Raw genomic sequence first — 21831 nt, forward strand, 5'->3', positions numbered from 1 at the left:
CACCACCACCAGCACCTGCACATCCGCTGGCACACCCGCCTCTACCAGCTCACCACTGCCAACCCCACCTCACCCCCGGCCCGGCCTCCCCCACCCTGACCTGCCGGAACCTGATCCCCTACCCCGAGACCCTCACCCTCGCAGCAGCCCTCGACCGCCTGCCGCCGCACCCTCTGACACGCACAGAGCAGAGCGCCTTCCTTCACGACCTGGCCAGCCGCCTCCAACTGCCCCGCCTCGCACCCGCCGACCACGACCTGCTCTGGCAACGTCTGACCACCCGCTGAACACCCCCCGGCCGCACCACATCGGTCCGGCACCACGCCGCGTACCTATAGGCGTGCCACTCACCCTGCACAAAAGCCGCCACCTCGCTCAGCTCATTGCGCAACACAAACAGCCAGCTCAACCCAGTTCCGCCCGCCGCCAGACCCTCAATCTCCCGCAAGCCCCACTCCCACAACAGACATACCTCTCAGTACAACTGAGCAACAGCAGGTCACAATCAAGATCAATAAGCAGGCTCACCAGCTACGTCACAGGGGAGTCGCGGGGCTCCTCACCCAGGAGGACCTGCGGATCGCTCAAGCGGCGGGGACCCGGACGGTGGATCCGACCTCGCGCCCGGACCGTACGACAGCGAACCGGTTGTCTGAGCGTCTCGGTTTCCAGGCCCGACAGTCGATGGTCTACCGCTTCGCGTTCGACCAGTGAGGCGCATGCCGGTCTTCGCGTCCGTTCTTCTCGGGTGGCCTGGACAGGACCCGGCGGGGGGATGAGAGGTCGGTTCTTGAGCAGAGCCAGGCGTACGGTGGCGTGGCCTCTTCCGTCCGGGTCAGCGGCGGCCTGAAGCGACAGGTGGTCGGCACGCTCGCGGCGTCGGCGGCCTGGGCGGCTTCCCGGCCGGTGCACGCCGGGCCCCCGTACTGCTTGGGCTTGTCCGCACGTCAGCGCAACGGTGTGCGGTCGCGGGTGGCCTCGGCCAGGTTGCGGCGCCGATGCCATGCGGCCGCCGGACGCAGACGATCCAGGGCCGTGTGGTTGGCACCGCCGGTGATGAGCATGCTGATCACCGACCACATCGGGGTTCCGGCCGGGCTGGTGCGAAACGGCATCCCACCGCCCCGAGATTCGATCTCTATTGGCGGCTTCGGGTCCGGCATTCTCTGCACGTGCCGGAACTGTGGCTTCCACCACAGCGAACGTGATCATGTCCTGATGAGATCTCCGGATGCTCGGCTTCCTCCTCCGTCTCCTGCCCTTCTGGGTCCGCGAGCCCCTGCTCATCGCGGTCGGATCCGTTCTCGGCGTACGCATCATGCATCTCGCCGTCCGCGATCACGACCGGGTCGCGGCCGGTCTCGGCGTGGCGTTCCTCCTGTTCACCGCAGTACGCGTCTACGTGGTGGTCCGGGCTTTGCGCGCACGCCGGAACCCGGGTCCGGCAGCCTCCTCGGACGGGGCGACGGTCGATGCAGCCGCCCAAGCCCAGGTACAGGCTCAGGTCCATGCCCAGACCGGAGCCAAGCCGCGTCCCGGTCCGGACACTTCGGAGAAGGAGCACAACGCATGGGGCCAGGCCGTCGCGGCCGTGGCCCTGTTCGGGGCACTCGCGGCCGTGCTGTGGGTGGCCCCCCGTGTGATGCCGTCCGACGACAGCACCCCGCAGCCTGCCTCGTGTTCAGGCGGGGAACACGAGGAACTGCCGAAGGCCTACAAGGAGACGCCCCGGCCGGTGACCGGTGAAGAGCTGTGCAAGGCACTCAACCGGCCAGACCTGGCCAAGCTCCTTGGCACGCCGGGCGAGACCGCGACCACTGCTTCCGGCACCAGCAACACCGCTCCCCTGACTGATGGGAAGGTCGCCCAGCCGGAGGCCGAGGTCGCGTTCGGCACGTACACCGTGCATGTCTCGGCCACTTACAACAAGCTGTCGACCGACCAGTACGTGAAGCTGATGAAGTACGGGGATGAGAAGGACATCAAGACGCTTGCGGTTCTCGGCCGGCCCGCAGTCCTCGCCTCGGATCACACCATGAAGTTCGAGATCAGTCTCGGGAGTGGCGGATCCGGCGGGCCGGTCGAACAAGGCCCCCTGGCCAGGACGCTGACCGTGGCCCTCGACCATCGGGACCGGGGCGGCTACTACGACATCACAGTGTGGAGCACGTCCGGAGCCCTCCCGGATGACAGCGTTCTCCTCGACATCGCGGAGAAGGTTCTTCAGACGATCCCCGAACGGACTGTTCGATGAGGCGTCCAGAGCTCCTCGGCGGCGAATGGAATGGTCCGGTCGCGCTGCGGACGACGGCATCAGTCCGGTGACGGGATGGGGGCCGCGATCTCCTTGGCCCAGCGCCCGGTCGGCGCCGTGTGCGGCCGAGCGGTCGCCTGGCATCGACACTGATGCGTGCCGGGCGACTTCCGGGACGGCGGTAGCGGGGCTGTCGGCTCCGTAGAAGAGAGGGATACCTGCCGGGCTCATCCGGTTGGGGTGTCCGGCCTGAGTGGGCAACGCGGTTCCCAAGAAGCGGGCGGAACAGCAGAGTTCGGCAGCGTCGTGTGCCCGTGCGCGCCACAGTCGGTGCCCCGCCGACTTTCCTCCACGAGACCTGCCTGGGGGCTGCGATCGCTGAGCGTCTCGAGGACGGCCGCCACCGAGACGGCCGTGCTTGGCCGTCTTGGGCGTTGAAGTCGTGGATCACACTGAACGCGCCGATGGGGAATGGACCCGAGCAGCACATCGCGGTGTACAGCGGTACATGCCGCGACCGGCAACGTTCGCCTTGTCTCGACGGAGTCCGAATCGGTGATCGAGCCGTCGACATGTGCGGCTGGTTCTCGCTCCCGACCGGACAAGGCCAGGATCACGGTAGATCCCGACATCAACAGCCAGCCGGCTACGACCTCGAAGGTCCCCGATCAGCCTTGGATTCCCAGGCCGTTGCGATCCAGCGCTGTTCGGATTTGGCTGAGCCACTCTGTGCCCAGCCGGCGCCCGTTCGGGAGTTGGTCGTCTCGATCCCAGCGCCACGTCGTGATCATCGCCAGCACGAGGATCCGGCACTCGCGCAGCAAGTCGCAATCGACACCCGGATAGTGCTCGCCGACTTCTTCCGGCGCATGGGCGAGGTCGAATGCGACGGGCCCACGGCAACACGTCTCAAGGTCTATGAACAGCAGCCCGTTCTTCGTGTTGAGTACGTTTCCCGGGTGGGGCTCGCCGTGCAGCAGTTGTTCGGCGCCGCCGCGCTCGCCGATCACTCGTCTCAGGCTTCGTAGCGTGTCGCCGAGCAGTTCCCGGTCCGCGTCGGCGAGCGCCGGAGTCTGGTCGCGGTTCGCCAGGAGCTGTTGAGCCTGCTCGACTCGATCCGTGAATCGCGGCGTCGGAACATCGAGCTGGCGCATGCCGGCATGCAGCCGCTCGAGCGTATGGGCGTAGTCGGCTGGTGAGACCTCTCGAGGTGTCACGGGTTCGTAGTAGGTCCACAGCGTGACCACGAAGCCATCACGCTCATAGGCGCGTGGCTCCACTCGAGGCTCGAGAGCAGCCACAGGGCACCCGGATTCGGCGAGTCGCTGAGCAAGCTCGATTTCGAACTGTGCGACCTGATGCGCTGCAGGTGCCACGCGGGCCAGGACGTCGCAAGGCAGCAGACGCAGAGTGAGCTTGTTCGAGTCATGAAGAACGATCGCGTCGTCGACTGTCAGGCCAAGTGATGAGGCGGTCGACATGGCCGCGGCCACCGCACGCGGGACCTCTGACGCCTGCATCGTCGCCCGGCCCCTCTCCCTTGAGTGCTGACACAAGCTCCAAGCGGTGCAATCTGCGCACCATACCAAGTTGTCGATGGAGAGCCGCGGTTGCGCGATGGACAGGGCGCGACTGAATCGGCGATCTGCCACTTCGGCTGCTCAGCCATCAACCGTCAAACGACGCAAACGATTCCGGTCGCGGCACCCTGCCGGGCGGGTGGGCGGCGAACCCTGCGGAACAGGTTTGCTCTGTGACGAGGCTTCGCGGCCTACGCTGCACTGGTACGCCCGGATCCGTGGTTACATTCCGTAGCGAGGAGGGTGCTACAGAACCGCTCCCCTGGACCCGCTTTTGGAGTGCCGCCTTCCCGTGTAGCGGGCTGGGCTCTTGCAAGGTCACAGTGGAAGGCCAGACGGAACGTCCGTTTCCCTAGTAAAAGCAATCGAAAGCCGCATGGGAAACAGCCGGCAACCTCGCCCCCTCGCCACTCCCAGCGTCCTCCACGGCCACCTGGTCCTTGATCGTCTTCACGTTGCCCACATGACCCGTGGATGACTACGCCCCTCATAGCTGCCATGAGCTACTCCTGGAGATCGGCGCCTCATCGCCGCCGGGCACGATGAAGGGCTGCCCCGCAGTTCATTGCACCGGTCGGGCCACCAGAACCCACCCCCACGGGCCGCTCGCGGCCGCCTCTCCCGCCGCGCCGCAACGGCTCTCTGGCGACGGGATCCGATCGGGCGATCCCTTCCACGAACGGCTCGTCCGATTGCAGACAGCGGAACGTCAACTTAGCGTCAAGTATCGGATTTATCCGATAAAGCAGGCGCAGCCCCTTGCGTTGGCATTCTCATGGCATCGAACGGAGCATTCATGTCGGTGATGACCGGTACTCAACCCCTCCAGCAGTACGGCTCGCAGTTCGGCGGGCAGCAGCTGGCCGGCCCGCAGCAGATCGCCCAGGTGGTCCAGCAGACCATCCAGCAGGCGTGTCAGCAGACGGCCCAGCAGGTCGCGCAGCAGGTGCAGCAGACGTTCCAGCAGATCCAGCAGATCCAGCAGCAGCTGCAGCAGCGGCCTGACCTGGCCCAGCAGGCGCACCCGTACCTGGCCCTCACGCTGCACCGCGCGCTGTCCGGTGCCGTCCGCCACGCCGTGGAGCAGTCCGTGCAGCAGGCGCTGCCGAACGCGATCATGACGCTGCTCCAGCAGAGCCAGCAGGGCGTCCAGGCCCAGCAGCCGTGGGGTGGCGGGTACGGCCCGCAGTCGTTCGGTCAGCAGGTCCCGCAGTACCAGCAGCCCGGCTTCGGGTTCGGCCAGATGGGTGGTCAGGCCTTCGGTATCGGCTGACATCCGGCGGCGCGCGATGCGGTGTGCCCGGGAGTGGTTCCCGGGCACACCGCATCACCGTGGAAGCGCGAGCCGCCTCGGCAGCACAAGGACGACGACGTTGGCGTGGTGAAGGTGGAGACGTAATGGTCAAGGGAAGGCCCGGAAACAACCGCGAGAGCGGGCCCGAAGGCGCGGGGGCCGGCGGCCCGGCACCTGAGGGCAAGGATGAGGCGCCGTACAAGAAGGGCGCGCCGTCGCCGATCGCGGTGCAGCCGCGCCGGGAGCGGTACATGGTGACACCGCTGCCACAGCATCTGCTCCCGCCAGGAGTGCCTGAATCGAGTATGGACGCGGTATGTGACCGGCTGGAGCGCATGCCCGAGGTCAAGGTGACCCGCAGGCTCCGGCCATCGGAGAAGCTGCGGTCGGCCGGGCTGGCCGCCTCCTGCCCGGAGATCGCGGTCGTCGAGGCGCCCGAGGCTCAGCTGCCGGCGATGCGGACGCTGCATGTGCACATCGAGCCGGACCTGCCGTTGTCCGATACCGGGCCGGCGGCCGCGCCAGCCGCGGGATTCCTGCCGCCGCGCGATCCAGGGCTGATCATGCCGCTGGAGCAACCTGTGGAGATCTCCCTGCGCGTCTGCGGCCCGGAGAACGAACCGCTGGCCGGCGCGGGTGTGTTCCTGGTCGGGTCGTCATGGCCGGGCCAAGGCGTCACCGCGGCCGACGGGACGGTCACCGTCACGCTGGCCACGGAGACCGTGGAGTCCATTCAGTCCCTGTACGTCCGGCCCGCGGGCGGCTACGCCGACCGCTGGATCCATCGCCCCGATCTGTCACCGACCCAGGAGAACCTCGTCACCCTCACGCCGCTGTCCAAGGTGTATCCGGGGCTGGAGGAGAGACAGGCGTACGGCTGGGGCCAGCAGGCCATGCGGCTGGACCGGCTGCCTCCCACGTTCCGCGCCTTCGGGATCAAGGTCGGGCTCATCGGTTCGGGTGTCGCCACCGAGCATCCCGATCTCAAGCAGCGGGTCAACTCCGGGATCGACGTCGTCTGCCGTACGGAGGAAGGCTGGGCCTACGACACGGTGGGCACCGGTACCCACGCGGCGGGCGTCATCGCCGGGGCAGACACCGGCAAGGGGGTCATCGGCACCGCGGTCGACGCCGAGATCGAGGTCTGCCAGGTGCTGCCCGGCGGCTGCTTCAGCGACCTGATCGCCGCCCTGGACCACTGCATCGAACACGAAATCGACATCGCACATATCGCCGTGGCGACGCCGTACCCATCGCCGCTGGTCTCCCGCAAACTGGCCGACGCCAATGCCGCCGGTATCGCCTGCGTGGCCCCGGCGGGCGACTCGGGCGGACCGGTCTGCTTCCCCGGCTCGCTGCCCACCGTCTTCACTGTGGGTGCGCTCGGCGTCTTCGGGTCCTTCCCGCCGGACACCTCCCAGGCCACCCATGTGGGTCCCCAGCTGACGCCGGAAGGGCTGTTCGCCGCGCCGTTCAGCTGTTACGGCCCCGGAGTCGACGCGTCCGCCCCTGGGGTAGCCGTCCTGTCCTGCTCCCCGCAGGGCGGATACACGGCGATCGACGGCACCGGCACGGCCTCGGCCCACATCGCCGGCCTGGCTGCCCTCGTCCTCGCGCACCACGAGGACTTCCACAGCCAACTGCTGCCGCGCGGGCCGGGCCGGGTGCGGCACCTGTTCGAGATCATCGCTGCCAGCTGCCGTCCGCTGGCCGCCCCGGGCACCATGGAGGCAGCGCGCGTCGGACGCGGCCTGCCCGACGCCCTCACCGCCCTCGGCTTGGCCCCTGGAGTGCACCTCGCTCCGGCCCTGACCCCCTACGCCCCGACTCTGGCCGGTTAAGGCCCTCCACAGCAAGATCCCCAGAACGGCACCCCGACACGAAGGGAGGGGTGCCGTTCAACGCATAGCCTCGGAACGGCGGGGGTGCCGGTCGGCGCGCAGCCGGATGAGCGGATCGGCGATGGCCCATCGGGATGGCCGAAGTCGTGCACCGAGGCGACCTCGGCCGCCGGTTGCGCCAGTTGCGCCAGGCAGACATCGTGATGCCGTGCCGGGCGCGGCTGCCAACCGGTTCGGTCCGCCCTAGCATGGAACGCAGGGCAGGACAGAGAAGCCACCCGCGTGCACCTGTGCGCGCATGCTGTACGGCACCGGGCAGGTGCCGCCCCCGCCCCTTCTGAACGGGCTGCCCGTTCGCAGAGCCGAACACCGCCCGCACGGAGGCGCGGCAACCCCGGAAGCGCATGGGCCCCACGGGAAACCGGAAGGGGAAGACCGATGCCCCCCACCACATCCGCCCGACGGCCCACCGGGTGCTGCGCAGCTGCCCGAGTTGCTGCGGGGTGCGTACCACGACGGCTGGGACCCCAGCACCGTACCGATCAAGTACGACCGCGAAGGCTACGTGAACCGCTTCGTCCAGGAAGCGAAGGTCACTGCCGAAGAAGTGCCCCGGATCGTTCCCGCGGTCACCGCCGTCGTACGCGAGCACGTCTCGCCCGGGCAACAGGAGGCGGCGCTGGAGCAACTGCCCCACGACATCTGCACACTCCTCCTCCAGCCGACTGCCCGATCGCCCACACCATTCCTTGGCATCGGGCACGCACATTGCTCCTGCACCGAGTGCGACCGGCACGGAGACGACGCGACAGCGGGGCGCGGGCGAGGACCTGACGGTCGCTCAGGGCACGACTGCCATATTCCGCTCACTCATCGGCGCAGGTCGTTAACCCAGTAATGGCGCGGCCCGGCACCGTCTCGTAAGGGAGCACGACATGACACAGAACCCCTCCCCTGGACCCGAGGCCGTACCCAGGCCGGAAGAACGGTTGAGCCGGCTGGAGGCACAGGTCGCGACCCTGGCCGAGGCCATCCGGGCACTCGCCCGTGGGCTGGAGAACATCCCGTCACAGAGCGTTCCGCCCGAGGCGGAAGCGGCACACGGCGCACGACTCGCCCACGAACTCCTGCTCTCCCAGGGCCTGTAGACGCAGCATCGTGCCCGATGAGGCGGAGCCGGCCTGACGTGCCGGCCGACGAGACTACTGGGAGTCGGCGATGGCGCATGCAGAAGTCGCCCACGCCGTGCCGGTGGTGGTCGTACGGGAGCCGGAGCACATCACCCAGGAGCAGTCGTACTTCGTGCCCGAGCACGCCCTCGGGCTGATCGTGGGAACGCGCGGGCACGGCGGCTTCACCGGCATGCTGCTGGGCTCCGTCAGTCAGGGCGTACTGCACCACGCACGCTGCCCGGTCATCGCCGTTCCACAGTGACAGGGAGCGATTGTCGTTCGCACGGCCGCGCGCGCCCAGGACTGCGCGGACAGTGCGGAGGCTCTCCCAGGGGCGGACGCTGGAGAGGGAGCCCGTGCCGCGAGCGCCTGGAGGAGGGAGCGGTCACATGCTGCATCGAATGGTCGGCGCCCTCATGACCACGGCCGTTGTGAACGTGCGGCCGGACACAGGCTTCAAGGACATCGTCCAGCACCTCGCGGAGCACGACATCACGGCGGTACCCGTCGTCGACGACCAGGGTCGCCCGATCGGCGTGGTGTCGGAGGCGGACCTGCTGCGCAAACAGGACAGCCGGGCGGATCCGGACGGACATCAGGCCGCGAGACACCTATCGTGCGGGACCTACGCCAAGATCGCCTGTGGGGCATGTCCGGAGAATCCCGTGCCGCGCTCGGCCACAGCGTGAGCGGGCACCGAGGGGCGCGCCACCGCCCCACTGGTCTCCTGATCGAACGTTTCCTTGAGGCATGGCAGCACAACGACCTGGCTCAGGTGTGCAGTACGCGGAGTCGCAGGAGCAACTGCGGCGTGAACTGGCACGCACCGAGCCGGCGTTCATGAGGCGCCTGGGCATTGCCGTCGACGACCTGATGCCGGCCGCCCGATGGCCCTCGCACGGCCGTTGTCACGACCGGCCCGCAGTCAGTAGCGCAGGAGCACGCCGATCCCGTCCTCCAGAGGCGTTTCCTCTCGGGGAACGACGATCAGTTCGGCACCGGTGGCGACGGCGGCGTACAACAGGACGGCGTCCGCGGGCTGCTTCTCGTAGCCGGTGGCGCCGAAGCTTCGCAGGTCGTCGGCGGACAGGGCGATCTGGTCGGGGTCAACGCCGAGCCAGAGCGGGGGCAGCGGGGGCCACTCCTCCACGGGGTGGTTGACCATGAGGGCGTCGGCCTGACCGCGTTGCAGGGCGGCGACCACGGCAGGCAGTCCCTCGCCGCCGGGATGGCGGGCGCGCTGGGCGGCGAAGCTCTCCAGCCGACCGCGGTCGTGGGCGGAGAGTCGGCCGTGGAAGAGGTCGGCGAGCTGGGGCTCGAGCAGGGCCCGGCCGGTCTCGGCGTCCTGTCCTTCGCCGGGGACGGTGGTCACGCGATTGCGTATGGGGGCGGGCAGGCGGTTGACCAGGACGCCGCGGGCCCAGGTGTCTCCGCAGAGCACGAGGGTGTCGGCGTGGCCGAGGTCGACGAGGTGGGCCAGCTCGTCTGCGAGCCGCCCGGCTTCCCGGTGCCACTGGTCGATCGGTATGTGCAGGTGGGTGAGGGCCCGGGGGGCGACCGAGCTGCTCGGCCAGCGCCCGGTCTGCAGCTGCACATGTAGGTCTTCGGAGACGGTGTGGCTGTCATCGGGTGCGCCGCGGGTGAGGGTCGCGGCGGCGTAAGGGATGTCGGGGGCGTGCTGCAGCGCCAGGGGCGTGGCGTCGGGAAGCAGGGCGTAGCTGGTCCTGTCCAGAGGCGGAGGTTGCGGCAGCTCCTCGGTGAGGACCAGTTCACCGTGGGTGGCGAAGAGGGCCTGGCCGTGGCGGCCGGGCAGGTCGGCGTCGGTGCCAACAGCATCGGCGGAGGCGTCGGCGGTGGCCAGGTCGGCGCCGAGCTCGATGAGGTCCGAGCGCGCGTGGCGACGGTGCAGCTCGATCGCCCTGTCCGGGCCGTCGATGTCACGTGAGGTGTCCACGTAGACGCAGGCGTACGGGCCGGGCCGGGCATACAAGGTGTCGAGGAAGTGCAGCCTCATGAGAATCGCTCCTTGGTCCAGTTCACATGGCCGCCGCCTGGGCTGCCTCGTCGGGGCGGCGCCGGCGAGCAGGACCCGTGATGTCATGCGGCGCGTATCCCAGGTGCAGTCGGCGCCGGGGCCCCTCTCATCCCTGGCAACGCCACTCACCTCAGTGTCTTCACGGACAGCTCTTTCCAGGACGTCTCCGTCTCCTCGGCGACGGGAAGGGGCTGCCGCCAGGGGGTGGACGCGTCGATGTCCGGTACGACACGCCGCAGCCGCTGCGCCATGGCCTCCACTTCGTCCCGCACCGAGACGGCCAGCAGTCCGAAGGCAGCCGTGGGCCGCAGCTCGACGCACACCACGCGCCTACCGGGCCGTACGGCCACGAAGTCCTGTCCCCCGGAGTGTCCCCGGATGCCGACGCACAGCACGCCGGGAATCCAGACGCCGTGCAGGGCCACTCCGCGCAGGGCACGCCACCAGTCGGGTTCCACCGTCACCCGGCGCACGGCCGCCAGCGGCACGCGCACACTTCCGCGGTGCGCGGCAGCCTTCTCCCACCACGACAGGCGCACCACGAGGTGGTCGCCCTTCACGAGGATCCGTGCCACGTCCACTCCCTCCCCTCCATCCTCGCTCCGGAACGGGGTGGGAAAGACGCCGGCACGGCAACGGTCTCACCATGCGGTCGCCCTTTCACTCCCCTTCCGGGCATCCCGTTGAATCGGGATTTCTGCCAGCCGGAGGAGGCAAATGATGGGCGAGCATGTTCACGTTCGCATCGGCGACGGCGTCAGGGTGAGTGACGACGGTGAACTGGTCGCGCTCTCCCACTGCCGCTGCGGCGCCACCTGGGCCAAGACCTATCGAGTGGCCGACGGCGCCCCCGAGGACTGAGTACCAGCCAGACTCGGGATCCAGCGGCAGCACCCCGAAGTTGGCCAGGTTCTGCCAGTGGATACGCGCGTAGGACTTTGCGTGACCGCGCGCAGCCCCAGGTAACGCGGGGTGATGACGGCGTGCTCGCGGGAGGAGCCCTGGCCGTAGTTCTCCCCGCCGATAACGCAGTGCGGGCCCGGCCTGCCGCCGGTGGCCAGTTCGGCGGCGCGCCGCGGGTAGTCGGGGTCGAGGCGGGTGAAGGTGAACTCGGCGAGTTCGGGGTGTTGGAGCGGTACGGCAGTGCTTTCGCCCCGGCCGGGGAGATCTCGTCGGTGGAGAGGTTGTCGCCGCACTTGAGCAGGACCGGTCCGTTCAGTACGTCGGGCAGCGGGTCGAAGTCGGGCAGGCCGGAGATGTTGGGCCCGCATTTCAGCTCGATGCGGGCGGCCTGCTCAGGCGGCAGCGCGGCTCGAACATCGCGCGGTTGACCGACGCGTGGTGCTGGTCGGCTTCGGATCGCACTCCGGCACCGTCATCGCCCCGGATGAGTGGGGAGACGTGCCCCGGATCATGGAGGTCCCGCCCGCACACGCCGGCAGCCTGGAGGACCTGCTGCATCAGGCGCTGCCGGGTGGGCGGGCGCTGTTACCTTTCCGCATGTGCAGTTCCAGCGGCCGCCGTCCACCGGCCTGGGCGAGTGGTTCCACCAGGAGCGCGGTCACCGCGATCGGCGTGGTCTACCGGCCGCAGTTCGAGCGCGTGGGCCATTACGTGCCCACCGTGCTGGCCCAACGCCATGACGCCTTCTGCTACCTCGACAGCACTCACGCCCTCACCCCGCTGCACCCGTTGTCCGCGGAACGCCTGGAGGAGCAGGCGTGGCCCGTGGGTGTGGGGCATGACGCAGGATCCCGTCACGGTGGCCGAGCGGACGAGCCTCACCGAAGTGGTGCGGCTGATGCGGGAACGCCCTCGCAGAACGCTCTCGCCACCGTCTCCCCAGCGCGAGTGCGGGAGCATCCGAAGGGCCCCGGCAGCCGCCTCTGACATCCGGGCCCTGCCGCGCGCCGCGCTTTCGGCGGCGCATCACCAGATTGCCGCCCGCGGCGAGCAGCAGGGCTGCTACGGCGGTGAGGCCGATCGTCGGCCCGGCACCTGACCCCACCAGCTGACCGTCATGATCGCCGTTCGCACGGGAGGCACTACGGCCTGTTGCGAAAGTGGATCTTCTGTCAGACCGGCCTGGGATGCTCTGAGCATGGAGATCACAGTGCAGCTGACGATCGACTGCTCCGATCCGCAGAGAATGGTGACCTTCTGGGCCGAGGCCCTGGGCTACGTGCCTGAGCCTCCGCCGGGCGGGCACGCCACCTGGCGTGCCTACTGGGCGGCGGTGGGGGTGCCCGAGGCAGAGTTGCCGGCCGGTGCCGGGGACATTCCGGAGTCGATCGTCGATCCTGCGGGACGTGGACCGAGGGTGTGGTTCCAGCAGGTTCCGGAGCCGAAGGTCGCCAAGAACCGGTGGCACTTCGACCTGAAGGTCGGTGGGGGTCGTGACGTCCCACTGGACGTCCGCATACAGCGGGTCAAGGCTACGGTGGAACGGCTGGTCAAAGCTGGTGCCACCGTGCTGCGGATTAAGGATGAGCCGGACATGGGGCTCTACGCCGCCGCCATGCAGGACCCCGAGGGCAACGAATTCGACGTCGTCTGAGGGCCGTTGCGACGGTGCTGGTCACAGCCACTCGTTCACGGCTGCGACCAGCACCGTCGCCTCGTAGCGGACGGAGAGCGTGTCGTACCTGGCCACTGCCTGGTGCCTTTTAAGTCGGTTGATCCCGCACTCGACCGCATGGCGCTCGCGGTTGTCCACCGCGTCGAAACGCGGCGGTCGACCGCCACGGGAGCCGAGCTTCCTGCGGTTTCGGGCCTGGTCAGCCTTGTTTGGGATGGTTCAGCGGATTCCACGCCGGCGCAGGTAGGCGCGGTTCTTGCGGAAGGAGTACGCCCGATCGGCGCGTACTCGATCGGGGCGGACGCGTGGCCGGCCCGATCCGATGCGGGGTACGCGGACATTCTCCAGCACGGGCTCGAATTGCGGCGAGTCGCCGGTGGTGAACCCGCCACGTGAGCATCCCAGCCCGTGATCACAGGGCTCGGCCAGCACGCGCCCGGTGGGTCCTTCTCTAGGTCCCCATGCTTCCTGGCCCCTGCCGCATGCTGAGTGCGTGTTTCTGATCCCCGATTCTGAGTAGCCTGGAGCCCTAGGCTGACTCGGTGTCCGAGGAGGCGGGACGGGCCGGGGAGAGGATCTGCCGGGGCTGCGGTGAACGGTTGAGGCCGGACACCCAGCCCAGGGCCGAGTTCTGCTCGTCGGCGTGTCGTGCCAGGCAGTGGCGGAAGGAACGTCGGCTGCGCCGACTTCTGGCGGCGGCCCGGAACGGCGCCGGCGAGGCGGAGTGCCCGGAGTGCGGGTCCCGGTGGGTGGTCGGGGTCGACCGCCGGTCGGATGCCATGTACTGCTCGACGCGGTGCAAGGTGAGGGCCTGGAGACGCCGGAAGGAACCGTACGGCGAACGGTCACAGTGACCGCTGAGCGTACGCATCCTGGGTCCAACTCCGGTCGCGGTCCGGTTATTTACGGCCATTTGTTGTGATCTTAAGATTTACGGACTGACTCTCGGTGCGGAAGCGGGCCCTGTCCCGTCGCGGCCCCAAGTCCGTGCCCCGGCCCGCTGTTGGTGGTGAGACACCATGACCGAGGAGACCGAGAAGTTCGGAAACGTCAGCCAGTCCCGTTACGAGGAGATCGTCGCCGAGCTGCGGGCCGTGGTCGAGCAGCAGACGCGCGGGCAGTTCGCGATCGGGGATGGCGCTCTGGAGATCGAGCCGATGCGGCAGCGGGGCGGGCTCGTCGCGGAGACGCCCTGGACGGTCGAGTGGTCGCTGAAGCGGCTGGCCGACGACATCGGGCTTTCCGTCGCCACGGTGAAGACCACGAGGTGGGTGGCCTCCCGTTGGCCGGAGGAACACCGGCAGCCGAAGATCGCCTCCTATACGGTCCACCGGATCCTGGCGAACATCGACGATGAGACCGAGCGGTTCGCCGCGATCCTGTCGCCGCCGGACGGCAGGCCCCGGTGGACCACGGACGATGCGAGCCGGCGGGTGGGGCAGCAGGTCGAGACCCCCATCACGCCGCAGGCGAAGGTCACCGCGATCCATTCCCTGGCCCGGGACGAGGAGGTCGCGGCGGCGGTCACCACCGACTTCCTCAAGCGTCCGCAGGTCGCGGCCAAAGTGTCGGCGGGCGACAAGGTCCGGGTGGTGGAGGAGTTCACTCGGGACGAGTCGGTCGCGGCGACGGCCGCGACCAGCCTGCTGCGCAGGCCGGACGTCGCGTTCAAGGCGATGAGCGACGACACCGCCCGGTTCCAGGTCAACCATGCCCAGAACGAACGCCACCGGCAAGCCCGCGAGGACTTCGACCGCACCAGCCCCGTCGCCCCGGCCGTTCGGCACATCGAGCGGAGCATGGAGTTCCTGGACTTGGTCACCGCCTTCCACTCCTTCGTCGCGGCGGCCGGACGGATCGTTCCCGGCCTGCGCAATCACACCTTCAGCGACGACGAGCGCACCATCGTGCATGAGAACGTGGCCCGCTGCCGGGCCACTCTCGACTGGGTCGAAATGGCTGTCGACACCGGCAAGGTCGACGTCGACGACGAGCTGGCCCGCCTGCTGAAGGGCGAGTAGGCATGCCCCGTGCCTCGCGGCGACGGGGCGATGCGGTCAGACGTCACGCGGACACCGTCCGGTTCGTCCTGTTCGAGGCCAGACCCGCCGGCCTCGAGTTCCCTCAGCTGGTACGCGCCAGCGATCTGACCCCCAGCCAGGTCCGTTCCGGGCTCGCCGCGCTGAAGGACCAGGCCGCGGAGAAGGGCTGGCCCCCGCTGACCTGGGCCAGGGCGACTGGCTATCAGCTCGGAGCCGAGCGGGACGTGCTGGAGGCATAGGAACGGGCCGTGGTCAAAGAGAAGCTGACCGAGTTCCGCCGGTTCATCACCGGCACCGTCGCCCCGCACGCCGCCGCCCACCCGGGCGACAAGTGGGTCAAGCACATCGTCGCCCAGCTCAACTCCATCGAGTCCACCCTCGACCTCATCCACAGCTCCTGACCTGCTGCGGTCCGCCCGGACGGCGGGCGGACCGCAGCACAGCGCGAAGGCCCTCGTCATGCGCTCTCGCCGCTACCCCTCGGACACCACGAACGCAGAATGGGCGCTGCTCGAACCGTTGTTGCCCACCCCGGCCTGCGAGACGTCAGCCGGCGGCAGGCCGGAGAAAGCATCCCCGCCGCGAGATCGTCGACGGCATCCGCTACATCGTCGACACTGGCTGCAAGTGGCGGGCGCTACCTGCGGATTTTCCGCCCTGGCGCACAGTTTGGGGGTTCATGGCCCGCTGGGCAGCCGCCGGGATCGTCGGCCAGATCCGCGACCAGCTCGCCGGCCGGATCCGCCGGGACATGGGCAAAGGACCCCGAGCGGTCGCCACAGTGATCGACTCCCAGAGCGTGAAGGCCGCCGAGACCGTGTCCAAGGCCACCCGCGGCTACGACGCGGGCAAGAAAATCAACGGCCGCAAGCGCAACCTGGTCGTCGACACCCGCGGCCTTCCCCTCATGGTCATGGTCACCCCCGCCGACCTGCACGACGCCGCCGCTGCCAAGGAAGTCCTCTTCCGCCTCCGTCTCATGCATCCTGAGATCACGATCGTCTGGGCCGACTCCGCCTACGCCGGGAAGCTCGTCGACTGGCAAAACAGCACCTCAACCTCACCGTCAAGCCGGTCAGCCGCCCCAAGGACGCCTCCGGCTTCGTCGTGCTGCCCCGCCGCTGGGTCGTCGAACGGAGCCTTGCGTGGATGATGCACGCACGTCGCCATGCCCGCGACTATGAACGACTCATCCAGCACTCCGAGACCCTGATCACCTGGGCCGCCATCACCCTCATGACCAGGCGCCTCGCCCGGAAAGGCGCCACCCCCAGCTGGCCAGGGAAACCCGCACCGGCCGACGGCTGACCCACGTCACCGACCGAGCGGCGACACCTCGTCCACGACTTCCAAAACCTCGACGTACTCGGCCGGGACGATGTGCGCTCCGTCGATGTCCTGCGACGTCTGTCGGCGTACTGGCTTATGTGGCTCTGGCAAGATTTTCGTAGCGGAGATCATCTTGGCGCGAGGGTCGGTCGGTCACTTCGCTCGAGGTGGTACAGGTTGGGAGCGTCAGGGTCCCCAGCAAGGTAGTAGGGCTGAAGCCCCTCGTTGGTCCGCTCCATGCCGAACTCCCACGTGTACTGGGCAATCGGAGCGAATGGCTCGGTCGTCCATTCGTCGATGTCCCTGGGGGGACGCTGGATTTGTCCTGTCACATTGGTGATGGAGACCTGGACCGCCGGGGCGCCACCGATCGTCTGCCCGCTGCCTCCCTTGACCAGTTGCCAGGTTCCGGTGCCAGTCAGCCCCCAGCCTTCGTCGAAATCCCAGTCCTCGCCTCCAAGGTTCCTTACCTCGGCTCGGCCGTCCCCCTCCAAGATCACCTTGGCGCCGTCTGGTCCCGTCCAGTCTCCAGCGAGTTCACTGGTCGAAGCATCACGGACAGTCGGCAGCGTTGGGTAGAAGAGCGCCCCGCAGCCGCTGGTAAGCACGACAAGAACCATTGCCGGGCCCAGCGTCCACCATCTTCCACGCCTGGGATTGCTCATCATGCCCCCAGCTCGGTACCACCTCACAAAAAGTGAACATGTTCAGAATAGCTGACCGGGGGTGTGCAGCGGCCCCGAGGATCTCTAGAGGTACAGAGTCGCCTCTCTTGCCCTGAACCAAGCTGCGCGCACGCGAGTGGCATCAGAGGCTCAGCTCGCTGGGCAGCCGGTCCGCATAGTGGCGGCGGAGGTGGGCGATCAGGACGACGCGGTGGCGGAGGAGTGGGACGCTGGCGCGTCCGGCCATCAGGCGTTTCTGCAGCTTGACATCGGTAATGCGACCTTCGTTGACACCGGCGTTGTAGGGGGTCCTGATGCCCTGCGCGACGGCATGCCGGTCTTCGTGCAGGGCTCTGGCGAGGCCGGCGATTGGGGCCAGTCCGCTGTGTGCGAGGTCGTTCAGCCAGCCTGGCAGGGGTGTCGCGTCGCGGTTGTCGAGCATGGTGGCGAACTGTCGGACGAGGTCGTGGGCAAGCCGGAGTTCGGGGCAGTGGTCGAGGAGCCGGGGCAGGCGGTCGTTGATGTGGGGGCTGCGGCGGTCAGGGTGGGTGGTGATCCAGCGGGCGGTTTCGCGGGGAGGGTGGTCGCTCGCGTGGCTCGTCCAGGGGCAGGCCCCGCCTGAGGGGTGCGACGGCCATTTTCACGCGCTGGTAGTGGCCGAGGTAGCCCTTGTTCTGGAGTTCCTCGTGCAGGATCTTTGCGCTGTGCTGTCCCTCGTCCCAGCGTTGTTGCAGGTAGTCGAGGTAGGGGTCCAGGGTGGAGGGCTTTCGGGGCGGACGGCGCGTTACTTCCTGCCAGGTGCGGGCTCGTGCGTATTTGCTGACGGTGCGGCGGTCCAGGCCGAGCTCCCTGGCCACGGAGCTGTGGCTCCGACCGTTGCGGATCAGAGCCTGGACGGCCTCGAACAGCCTTCGGGCATGCCGCCCCGCCCGGGTGTCCGCCTCGGTCTCCTCGACCGGTGCGGGATCGCCCTCACCGAGGGGGGCACTGCTGCGGGCAGGCAGCCGCGGTGGGCGGAGGCGACGTCCTGAACCCGCCGGGAGAGGCCCTGCCAGAGGTGGAAGCGATCGCTGACCTGCACTGCCTCGGGGGCGCCAGTGGTGATGCCCTGCCGATAGGTGAGGGAGCCGTCGCGGCAGGCGACCTCAACACCCGGGTGCTCGCGGAGCCAGCGGCCAAGTTGTTCAGCGTCGCGTCCCTCCCAGAGTGTGAGCGGGAGCCGGGTGGTGGCGTCGACCAGGAGCGTGCCGTAGGTGCCGCCGTAGAGCGCGAAGTCATCCACCCCTAGCACCCGGGGTGTGACCAGCGGCGGCAGCGGCACCCGCATCAGCTGGGACAGGACGGTGCACCGCGAGAGCCTGACGTTCAGAATTCGCAGCATCCGGGCACCGCCCCGACCGGCCAGCACCACACCGACGGCCTCTGCCAGGCGCTGCAATTGTGGGGTGCGGCGCTGGTACCGCACGGTCAGCCCCGGCACCTGCTCGGCGAAAGTCACCTTCAGACAAGAAGCGTTTTCGCAGTACAGGCGGCGTACGGACAAGTCGATCCGGAGAGGCCGGCCGCCGAGAGTGACGTCGGCGAGGCGCCGTACATAGCAGCTGTGGCACCACGCGCTGAGTCGGCCGCATCCAGTACATCCCGCCGGAACACCAGACCTCGTGCGTGCCCGGACCGCCACGACAGCATCGGAGACATCGGCCGAGACCACCAGCACCTCAGACAACTGGGGTAACAGACTTGCCAGTTCAATAGAACACAGCCACCGGCTGCCCGCTATGCGGACCAGCCGACCGTCCTCGCGAGAGGATCTCCGGCTACGAAAATCTTGCCAGAGCCACGTTCACGTGTACGCCGACAACGTCCACCAAGCCTTGTCCTCGCCCACCGGCCGCCCAGCCCTGCCTCACCTTACGAGCACCAGCTCCTCCCCGGCATGGAAGTGTCGGCGCACCGGCGGATCTACCGCGCCCGCGTCGTAGTCGGCCAGGATCCGGCCCCTCCCCCGGACATACCAGTCCCGAACAGCAACCGCCGCGTCATCACTCATGGCACGGACAACGACCACAGTCAGCCACTGTCACGACCGTGATCTACCACCTCGGACGGTCAAGCGCCGCATCAGCGCGTCCAGCCCGGGGATGCCAGCCACAGGGGCCGTACGCGCCTATCGGCAGGAACGGCTCGATCAACTTCCACTGCTCATCGGTGAGTTGCCTGCGCGTCGCGGTCGGCTTCCTACCGGATCCGCCTCCCAGACGGACCCGGATCGACAACATTGATCACGACATCACACAGGCCCTAGTTGAGCCTCCTCAGGAGCCTGCATCCCAAGGCGGGAAAACCAGGACACTCCGGTTCTGGGCCGTCTGAGATAGGCGAACTCGGCGCTCGCTGGGCACCTCGACGCCGACCGGCCCTCGAGTGGAAGCCAGTTACTCAACCTGAGATCCCTCACCCGAATGGAAAGCCATGCCTGATCGCCCTCGACAAGAACACCTCATATGGTCTGAATTGCGTAAACCAATCGTGATCCGTCTCACCCACAGCGCTGCCCTGGAGGTGGACGTCCGACCGGAGGTCTCGTATGACTGTGATTCCCCTCCCGAAGCGAACGCCTGCGAGCAGACGCTGCCGATCGACCTACTGGAGAGTCCTCACAGGTGGCCTCGGGGCAGCAGCGCTCCTCACACTGGGGTTCCCCACGGTTGCCACGGGCCAGGCTCAGCCCACATGCTTCGGACGACCGGCAACCATCACCGGTGCGGGCACCATCAACGGGACCCCGGGCGACGACGTCATCGTCGGATCCGCCGGCGCCGACACCATCGATGGCGGCGGCGGCAACGACCGGATCTGCAGCCTGGGCGGAGACGACACGGTCTCCGGCGGCGTCGGCGACGACCAGATCGACGGCGGCTCCGGCAATGACTTCCTCATCGGCGACGTCCTCGCCACGACCGGCAACGCCAACGGCGGCGGCAACGACCGGATCTTCGGGCGCGACGGCGACGACAACTCCGCCGGTGACAGCTTCGCCGTCAACGGCAACGCCAGCGGCGGCGGCAACGACTTCATTGACGGCGGCCCCGGGAACGGAATCCTCAGCGGTGACAGCGCCTCGGTGACGGGCGACGCGACGGGCGCAGGCGACGACACCATCCTGGGGGGCCTCGGCGGCGAACTGTTGATCGGCGACGGTTCCGCCGCCCGCAACACCTCCGGAAGCGGCGGGGACGACAGGCTGGACCTCGGCCCAGACGGCGGAGTCGTCGCCATCGGAGATCACAACATCAACTCCCCCCAGGGCGGACGCGCGGCCGGCGCCGGCACCGACCGGGTCACCGGCGGAAGCGGCGCAGACATCCTCGTCGGCGACAGCTCCGTGGTGGACGCCTCGCAGACCTCTGCCCGCAGCGATGTGCTCCAGGGCCGCGGCGGCAACGACACCCTGTTCGGCGACAACGCCGACTTCGACGTCACCCGCACCGTGGGCACCGCCGGCGGTGACGACGCCCTCTTCGGCGGCGACGGCGCCGACACCCTCAGAGCAGGGCCCCGCAACGACTTCCTCGACGGCGGCCCCAGCGCCCCGGACAACTGCGACGGCGAAGCCGGCATCGACATCGCCATCCGCTGCGAGATCACCCGCGGCATCCCGTAGAAAGCCCGACCAGCCGCAGTTGCTGGCGAAGGCAGCGGCTCCAGCCTCAAGACTGAGGCCGGAGCCGCTCAGGCGTTCACGGGTACATGACAGTAACGACGGGGGCTGACACCGGCTGAGGATCAGCGCACTCAGCCATCCCCCAGCAAGCGTTCGATGTTCCGGCTATGCCGCAAGGCATCGAGTCGCGCGGCGGCCAGGGGCCCGCGGGATTACCTCAACGAACGCCTCGCCCATCTCCATCTGCCAGCGCAGATCGTCCTTGCGTTCCTCCAGCGCTGCTACGACGTCGGGCAGCCGACCCGCCGCCACGTCCTCACGCCGGAGTTGCTCAAACGTCTCGAAGCCCCCAGCCATCCCGGCGGCGACAAGCCGCTGAAGGTGCATCTCGATGATCGTCATACCGGCTCAACGAGCACTGGGGATCAGAAACACGCACTGATGGGCGCGACACACTGTGGAATCGACGCTCAGGTCCCACGTAATCCCGCCCTTCGCGTCGGCCTGGGACTGAAGTCGCGTGAGGACCAGGTGCCACGTGCCGTCTCGTTGCCATCGGCGGAACAGATCGTAGATCCGGCCCCACGGCCCGTACTCGACGGGCACATTCCGCCAAGGAACTCCTGTCCGAACCCGGAACCGTATGCCGTCGATCAGCTGCCGCCGGGGCCAGACGGGCGACCGTCCCACCTTCGCCCTCTTCGGCAACAACGGCTCCAACACCGCCCACGGGGCATCCGTGAGATCTCCCCGCGCCATGATCCACGGTCATTCATCAGTCAGGGCGACTCCTCCGCCGCACGGCACACCACACAGGTCAGCTGCCGGGCCGGCTGATCGTGTATCACCTTGCCGGGTTGGGCGGTCCCTCGCAGTTGTACCGGCTCCGTGCGCACGTGGTCCGTGCAGACCGCGGCACCGCAAAGCCGGCAGACGGCCACCGCTTCCGAGTCGCGCCCCGACCGCACGCATTCATAGCACTTCATGCACGACCCCTTCCACCTACAGGGCTGCCCGAGGGCCTGAACGCTCGCCGTGGACCAGGGATGACCACCTCCGCGTCGCCCCGGCGGCCACGGCTCACTTCGTCGGCGCCTCTCGGAGTCCCCTCCCAGCAACTCCGCAAACAGGGTGCCGCACCGAGCGTGAGCTGGCGTCGCTTCGGCCATGTCGCTCATCGCGCCGGTGACACTGCCAATGCTCGAGCCGATTCGCGCATCGGCAGGGCCATTCCTGATCCACCGCGGTAGCCAACCGCGGTGGCTTGTGTCAGGCCCGCGCGGTCACGTCCGCTGGAGTGGTGTATCGACGGCCATTCGGTGATCTCGTTTTGAGGTTATGCGGTGAGTTCGGTCGGCAGGACGGTCTCGTCCGTTT

At 68.3% G+C, this 21831-nt stretch carries 24 protein-coding genes and 5 pseudogenes; 14 read left to right on the top strand and 15 right to left on the bottom strand.

The window, feature by feature from the left end; genetic code table 11:
- Positions 1-947: 947 nt before the first annotated feature.
- Positions 948-1115, bottom strand: coding sequence for a hypothetical protein (locus ADL12_RS53765; protein ID WP_159053096.1), 168 nt, complete (start codon positions 1113-1115; stop codon positions 948-950).
- Positions 1116-1231: 116 nt separating this feature from the next.
- On the opposite strand from ADL12_RS53765, the gene ADL12_RS07065 reads away from it, so the two are divergent.
- Positions 1232-2254, top strand: coding sequence for a DUF6215 domain-containing protein (locus ADL12_RS07065; protein ID WP_062699691.1), 1023 nt, complete (start codon positions 1232-1234; stop codon positions 2252-2254).
- A 153-nt stretch (positions 2255-2407) separates the two neighbouring features.
- Here ADL12_RS07065 and ADL12_RS58365 read toward each other — a convergent pair.
- Together ADL12_RS58365 and ADL12_RS07070 are read right to left on the bottom strand one after the other, a co-directional pair.
- Positions 2408-2581: pseudogene (locus tag ADL12_RS58365) on the bottom strand (RES domain-containing protein); the annotation flags it as partial.
- A 341-nt stretch (positions 2582-2922) separates the two neighbouring features.
- Complete coding sequence (locus ADL12_RS07070) at positions 2923-3774, bottom strand: phosphotransferase enzyme family protein (RefSeq protein ID WP_062699693.1); 852 nt, start codon at positions 3772-3774, stop codon at positions 2923-2925.
- An 856-nt stretch (positions 3775-4630) separates the two neighbouring features.
- On the opposite strand from ADL12_RS07070, the gene ADL12_RS07075 reads away from it, so the two are divergent.
- From ADL12_RS07075 to ADL12_RS07095, 6 genes and pseudogenes are all read left to right on the top strand, one after another.
- Entirely contained in the window at positions 4631-5107 is a 477-nt protein-coding gene (locus ADL12_RS07075; protein ID WP_062699695.1) for a hypothetical protein, read from the top strand.
- 125 nt (positions 5108-5232) lie between these two features.
- Complete coding sequence (locus ADL12_RS07080) at positions 5233-6969, top strand: S8 family serine peptidase (protein ID WP_062699697.1); 1737 nt, start codon at positions 5233-5235, stop codon at positions 6967-6969.
- Between the two features lie 298 nt (positions 6970-7267).
- Entirely contained in the window at positions 7268-7867 is a 600-nt protein-coding gene (locus ADL12_RS58370) for a DUF2267 domain-containing protein (protein ID WP_079051891.1), read from the top strand.
- Positions 7868-7904: 37 nt separating this feature from the next.
- Positions 7905-8117 carry a hypothetical protein gene (locus ADL12_RS07085; RefSeq protein ID WP_062699699.1) on the top strand — a complete coding sequence of 71 codons (213 nt, stop codon included), beginning with the start codon at positions 7905-7907 and terminating at the stop codon, positions 8115-8117.
- Positions 8118-8181: 64 nt separating this feature from the next.
- Positions 8182-8403: pseudogene (locus ADL12_RS58375) on the top strand (universal stress protein); the annotation flags it as partial.
- 127 nt (positions 8404-8530) lie between these two features.
- On the top strand, positions 8531-8830 hold the full coding sequence (locus ADL12_RS07095; protein WP_107119851.1) for a CBS domain-containing protein: 300 nt from the start codon (positions 8531-8533) through the stop codon (positions 8828-8830).
- A gap of 236 nt (positions 8831-9066) precedes the next feature.
- On the opposite strand, the gene ADL12_RS53770 is transcribed toward ADL12_RS07095, so the two are convergent.
- Both ADL12_RS53770 and ADL12_RS07105 read right to left on the bottom strand, forming a co-directional pair.
- Complete coding sequence (locus tag ADL12_RS53770; protein WP_062699705.1) at positions 9067-10155, bottom strand: baeRF2 domain-containing protein; 1089 nt, start codon at positions 10153-10155, stop codon at positions 9067-9069.
- Between the two features lie 146 nt (positions 10156-10301).
- Entirely contained in the window at positions 10302-10751 is a 450-nt protein-coding gene (locus ADL12_RS07105; protein WP_208614488.1) for a hypothetical protein, read from the bottom strand.
- 145 nt (positions 10752-10896) lie between these two features.
- Here ADL12_RS07105 and ADL12_RS55445 point away from each other — a divergent pair, with 145 nt between their 5' ends.
- Positions 10897-11037, top strand: a complete 141-nt coding sequence (locus ADL12_RS55445) for a hypothetical protein (protein WP_208614490.1) — start codon at positions 10897-10899, stop codon at positions 11035-11037.
- Here ADL12_RS55445 and ADL12_RS58380 read toward each other — a convergent pair.
- A complete protein-coding gene (locus ADL12_RS58380; protein ID WP_244187802.1) occupies positions 11004-11447 on the bottom strand; it encodes a hypothetical protein in 444 nt (147 codons plus the stop codon). The two genes, ADL12_RS55445 and ADL12_RS58380, sit on opposite strands and share 34 nt — an antisense overlap.
- A 70-nt stretch (positions 11448-11517) precedes the next feature.
- On the opposite strand from ADL12_RS58380, the gene ADL12_RS07115 reads away from it, so the two are divergent.
- Complete coding sequence (locus ADL12_RS07115; RefSeq protein ID WP_167364382.1) at positions 11518-12066, top strand: erythromycin esterase family protein; 549 nt, start codon at positions 11518-11520, stop codon at positions 12064-12066.
- 211 nt (positions 12067-12277) lie between these two features.
- Positions 12278-12733, top strand: a complete 456-nt coding sequence (locus ADL12_RS07120; RefSeq protein ID WP_062699711.1) for a VOC family protein — start codon at positions 12278-12280, stop codon at positions 12731-12733.
- Between the two features lie 21 nt (positions 12734-12754).
- Here the strand turns inward: ADL12_RS07120 and ADL12_RS58385 are convergent, their stop codons facing one another.
- The gene (locus ADL12_RS58385; RefSeq protein WP_425265076.1) at positions 12755-12892 is read right to left on the bottom strand and encodes a hypothetical protein; all 138 of its coding nucleotides are present in this window, start codon (positions 12890-12892) and stop codon (positions 12755-12757) included.
- 391 nt (positions 12893-13283) lie between these two features.
- Positions 13284-13625: a hypothetical protein gene (locus ADL12_RS53775; protein ID WP_062699713.1), complete on the bottom strand. Its 342-nt coding sequence runs from the start codon at positions 13623-13625 to the stop codon at positions 13284-13286.
- 148 nt (positions 13626-13773) lie between these two features.
- Between ADL12_RS53775 and ADL12_RS07135 the strand changes: the two genes are divergently transcribed.
- The 3 genes and pseudogenes from ADL12_RS07135 to ADL12_RS52455 all read left to right on the top strand — a co-directional run bounded on the left by ADL12_RS07135 (position 13774) and on the right by ADL12_RS52455 (position 16104).
- Positions 13774-14775, top strand: a complete 1002-nt coding sequence (locus ADL12_RS07135) for a DUF6192 family protein (protein WP_062699715.1) — start codon at positions 13774-13776, stop codon at positions 14773-14775.
- A gap of 2 nt (positions 14776-14777) precedes the next feature.
- A pseudogene (locus ADL12_RS07140) lies at positions 14778-15197 on the top strand (RacP protein).
- 58 nt (positions 15198-15255) lie between these two features.
- A pseudogene (locus tag ADL12_RS52455) lies at positions 15256-16104 on the top strand (IS5 family transposase).
- Between the two features lie 149 nt (positions 16105-16253).
- On the opposite strand, the gene ADL12_RS07155 reads toward ADL12_RS52455, so the two are convergent.
- From ADL12_RS07155 to ADL12_RS55460, 4 genes are all read right to left on the bottom strand, one after another.
- Positions 16254-16745: a hypothetical protein gene (locus ADL12_RS07155; RefSeq protein WP_159053098.1), complete on the bottom strand. Its 492-nt coding sequence runs from the start codon at positions 16743-16745 to the stop codon at positions 16254-16256.
- Positions 16746-16932: 187 nt separating this feature from the next.
- Complete coding sequence (locus ADL12_RS55450; protein WP_079051894.1) at positions 16933-17346, bottom strand: transposase; 414 nt, start codon at positions 17344-17346, stop codon at positions 16933-16935.
- On the bottom strand, positions 17330-17647 hold the full coding sequence (locus tag ADL12_RS55455; protein WP_062699721.1) for a hypothetical protein: 318 nt from the start codon (positions 17645-17647) through the stop codon (positions 17330-17332). The genes ADL12_RS55450 and ADL12_RS55455 overlap by 17 nt, the downstream gene beginning before the upstream one ends.
- A 26-nt stretch (positions 17648-17673) precedes the next feature.
- Positions 17674-18507 carry an ISL3 family transposase gene (locus tag ADL12_RS55460; protein ID WP_341846346.1) on the bottom strand — a complete coding sequence of 278 codons (834 nt, stop codon included), beginning with the start codon at positions 18505-18507 and terminating at the stop codon, positions 17674-17676.
- An 870-nt stretch (positions 18508-19377) separates the two neighbouring features.
- Here ADL12_RS55460 and ADL12_RS07175 point away from each other — a divergent pair.
- Positions 19378-20454 (top strand): calcium-binding protein, encoded by a 1077-nt coding sequence (locus ADL12_RS07175; RefSeq protein ID WP_062699725.1) that lies wholly within the window; start codon positions 19378-19380, stop codon positions 20452-20454.
- Between the two features lie 165 nt (positions 20455-20619).
- Here ADL12_RS07175 and ADL12_RS07180 read toward each other — a convergent pair whose 3' ends face one another.
- From ADL12_RS07180 to ADL12_RS58390, 3 genes and pseudogenes are all read right to left on the bottom strand, one after another.
- Positions 20620-20856: a hypothetical protein gene (locus ADL12_RS07180; RefSeq protein WP_062699727.1), complete on the bottom strand. Its 237-nt coding sequence runs from the start codon at positions 20854-20856 to the stop codon at positions 20620-20622.
- Between the two features lie 36 nt (positions 20857-20892).
- Positions 20893-21213: pseudogene (locus ADL12_RS07185) on the bottom strand (transposase); the annotation flags it as partial.
- 20 nt (positions 21214-21233) lie between these two features.
- Entirely contained in the window at positions 21234-21632 is a 399-nt protein-coding gene (locus ADL12_RS58390; RefSeq protein ID WP_079051895.1) for a DUF2180 family protein, read from the bottom strand.
- Positions 21633-21831: the final 199 nt, after the last annotated feature.

Source organism: Streptomyces regalis (assembly GCF_001509475.1).
GTDB lineage: Bacteria > Actinomycetota > Actinomycetes > Streptomycetales > Streptomycetaceae > Streptomyces > Streptomyces regalis.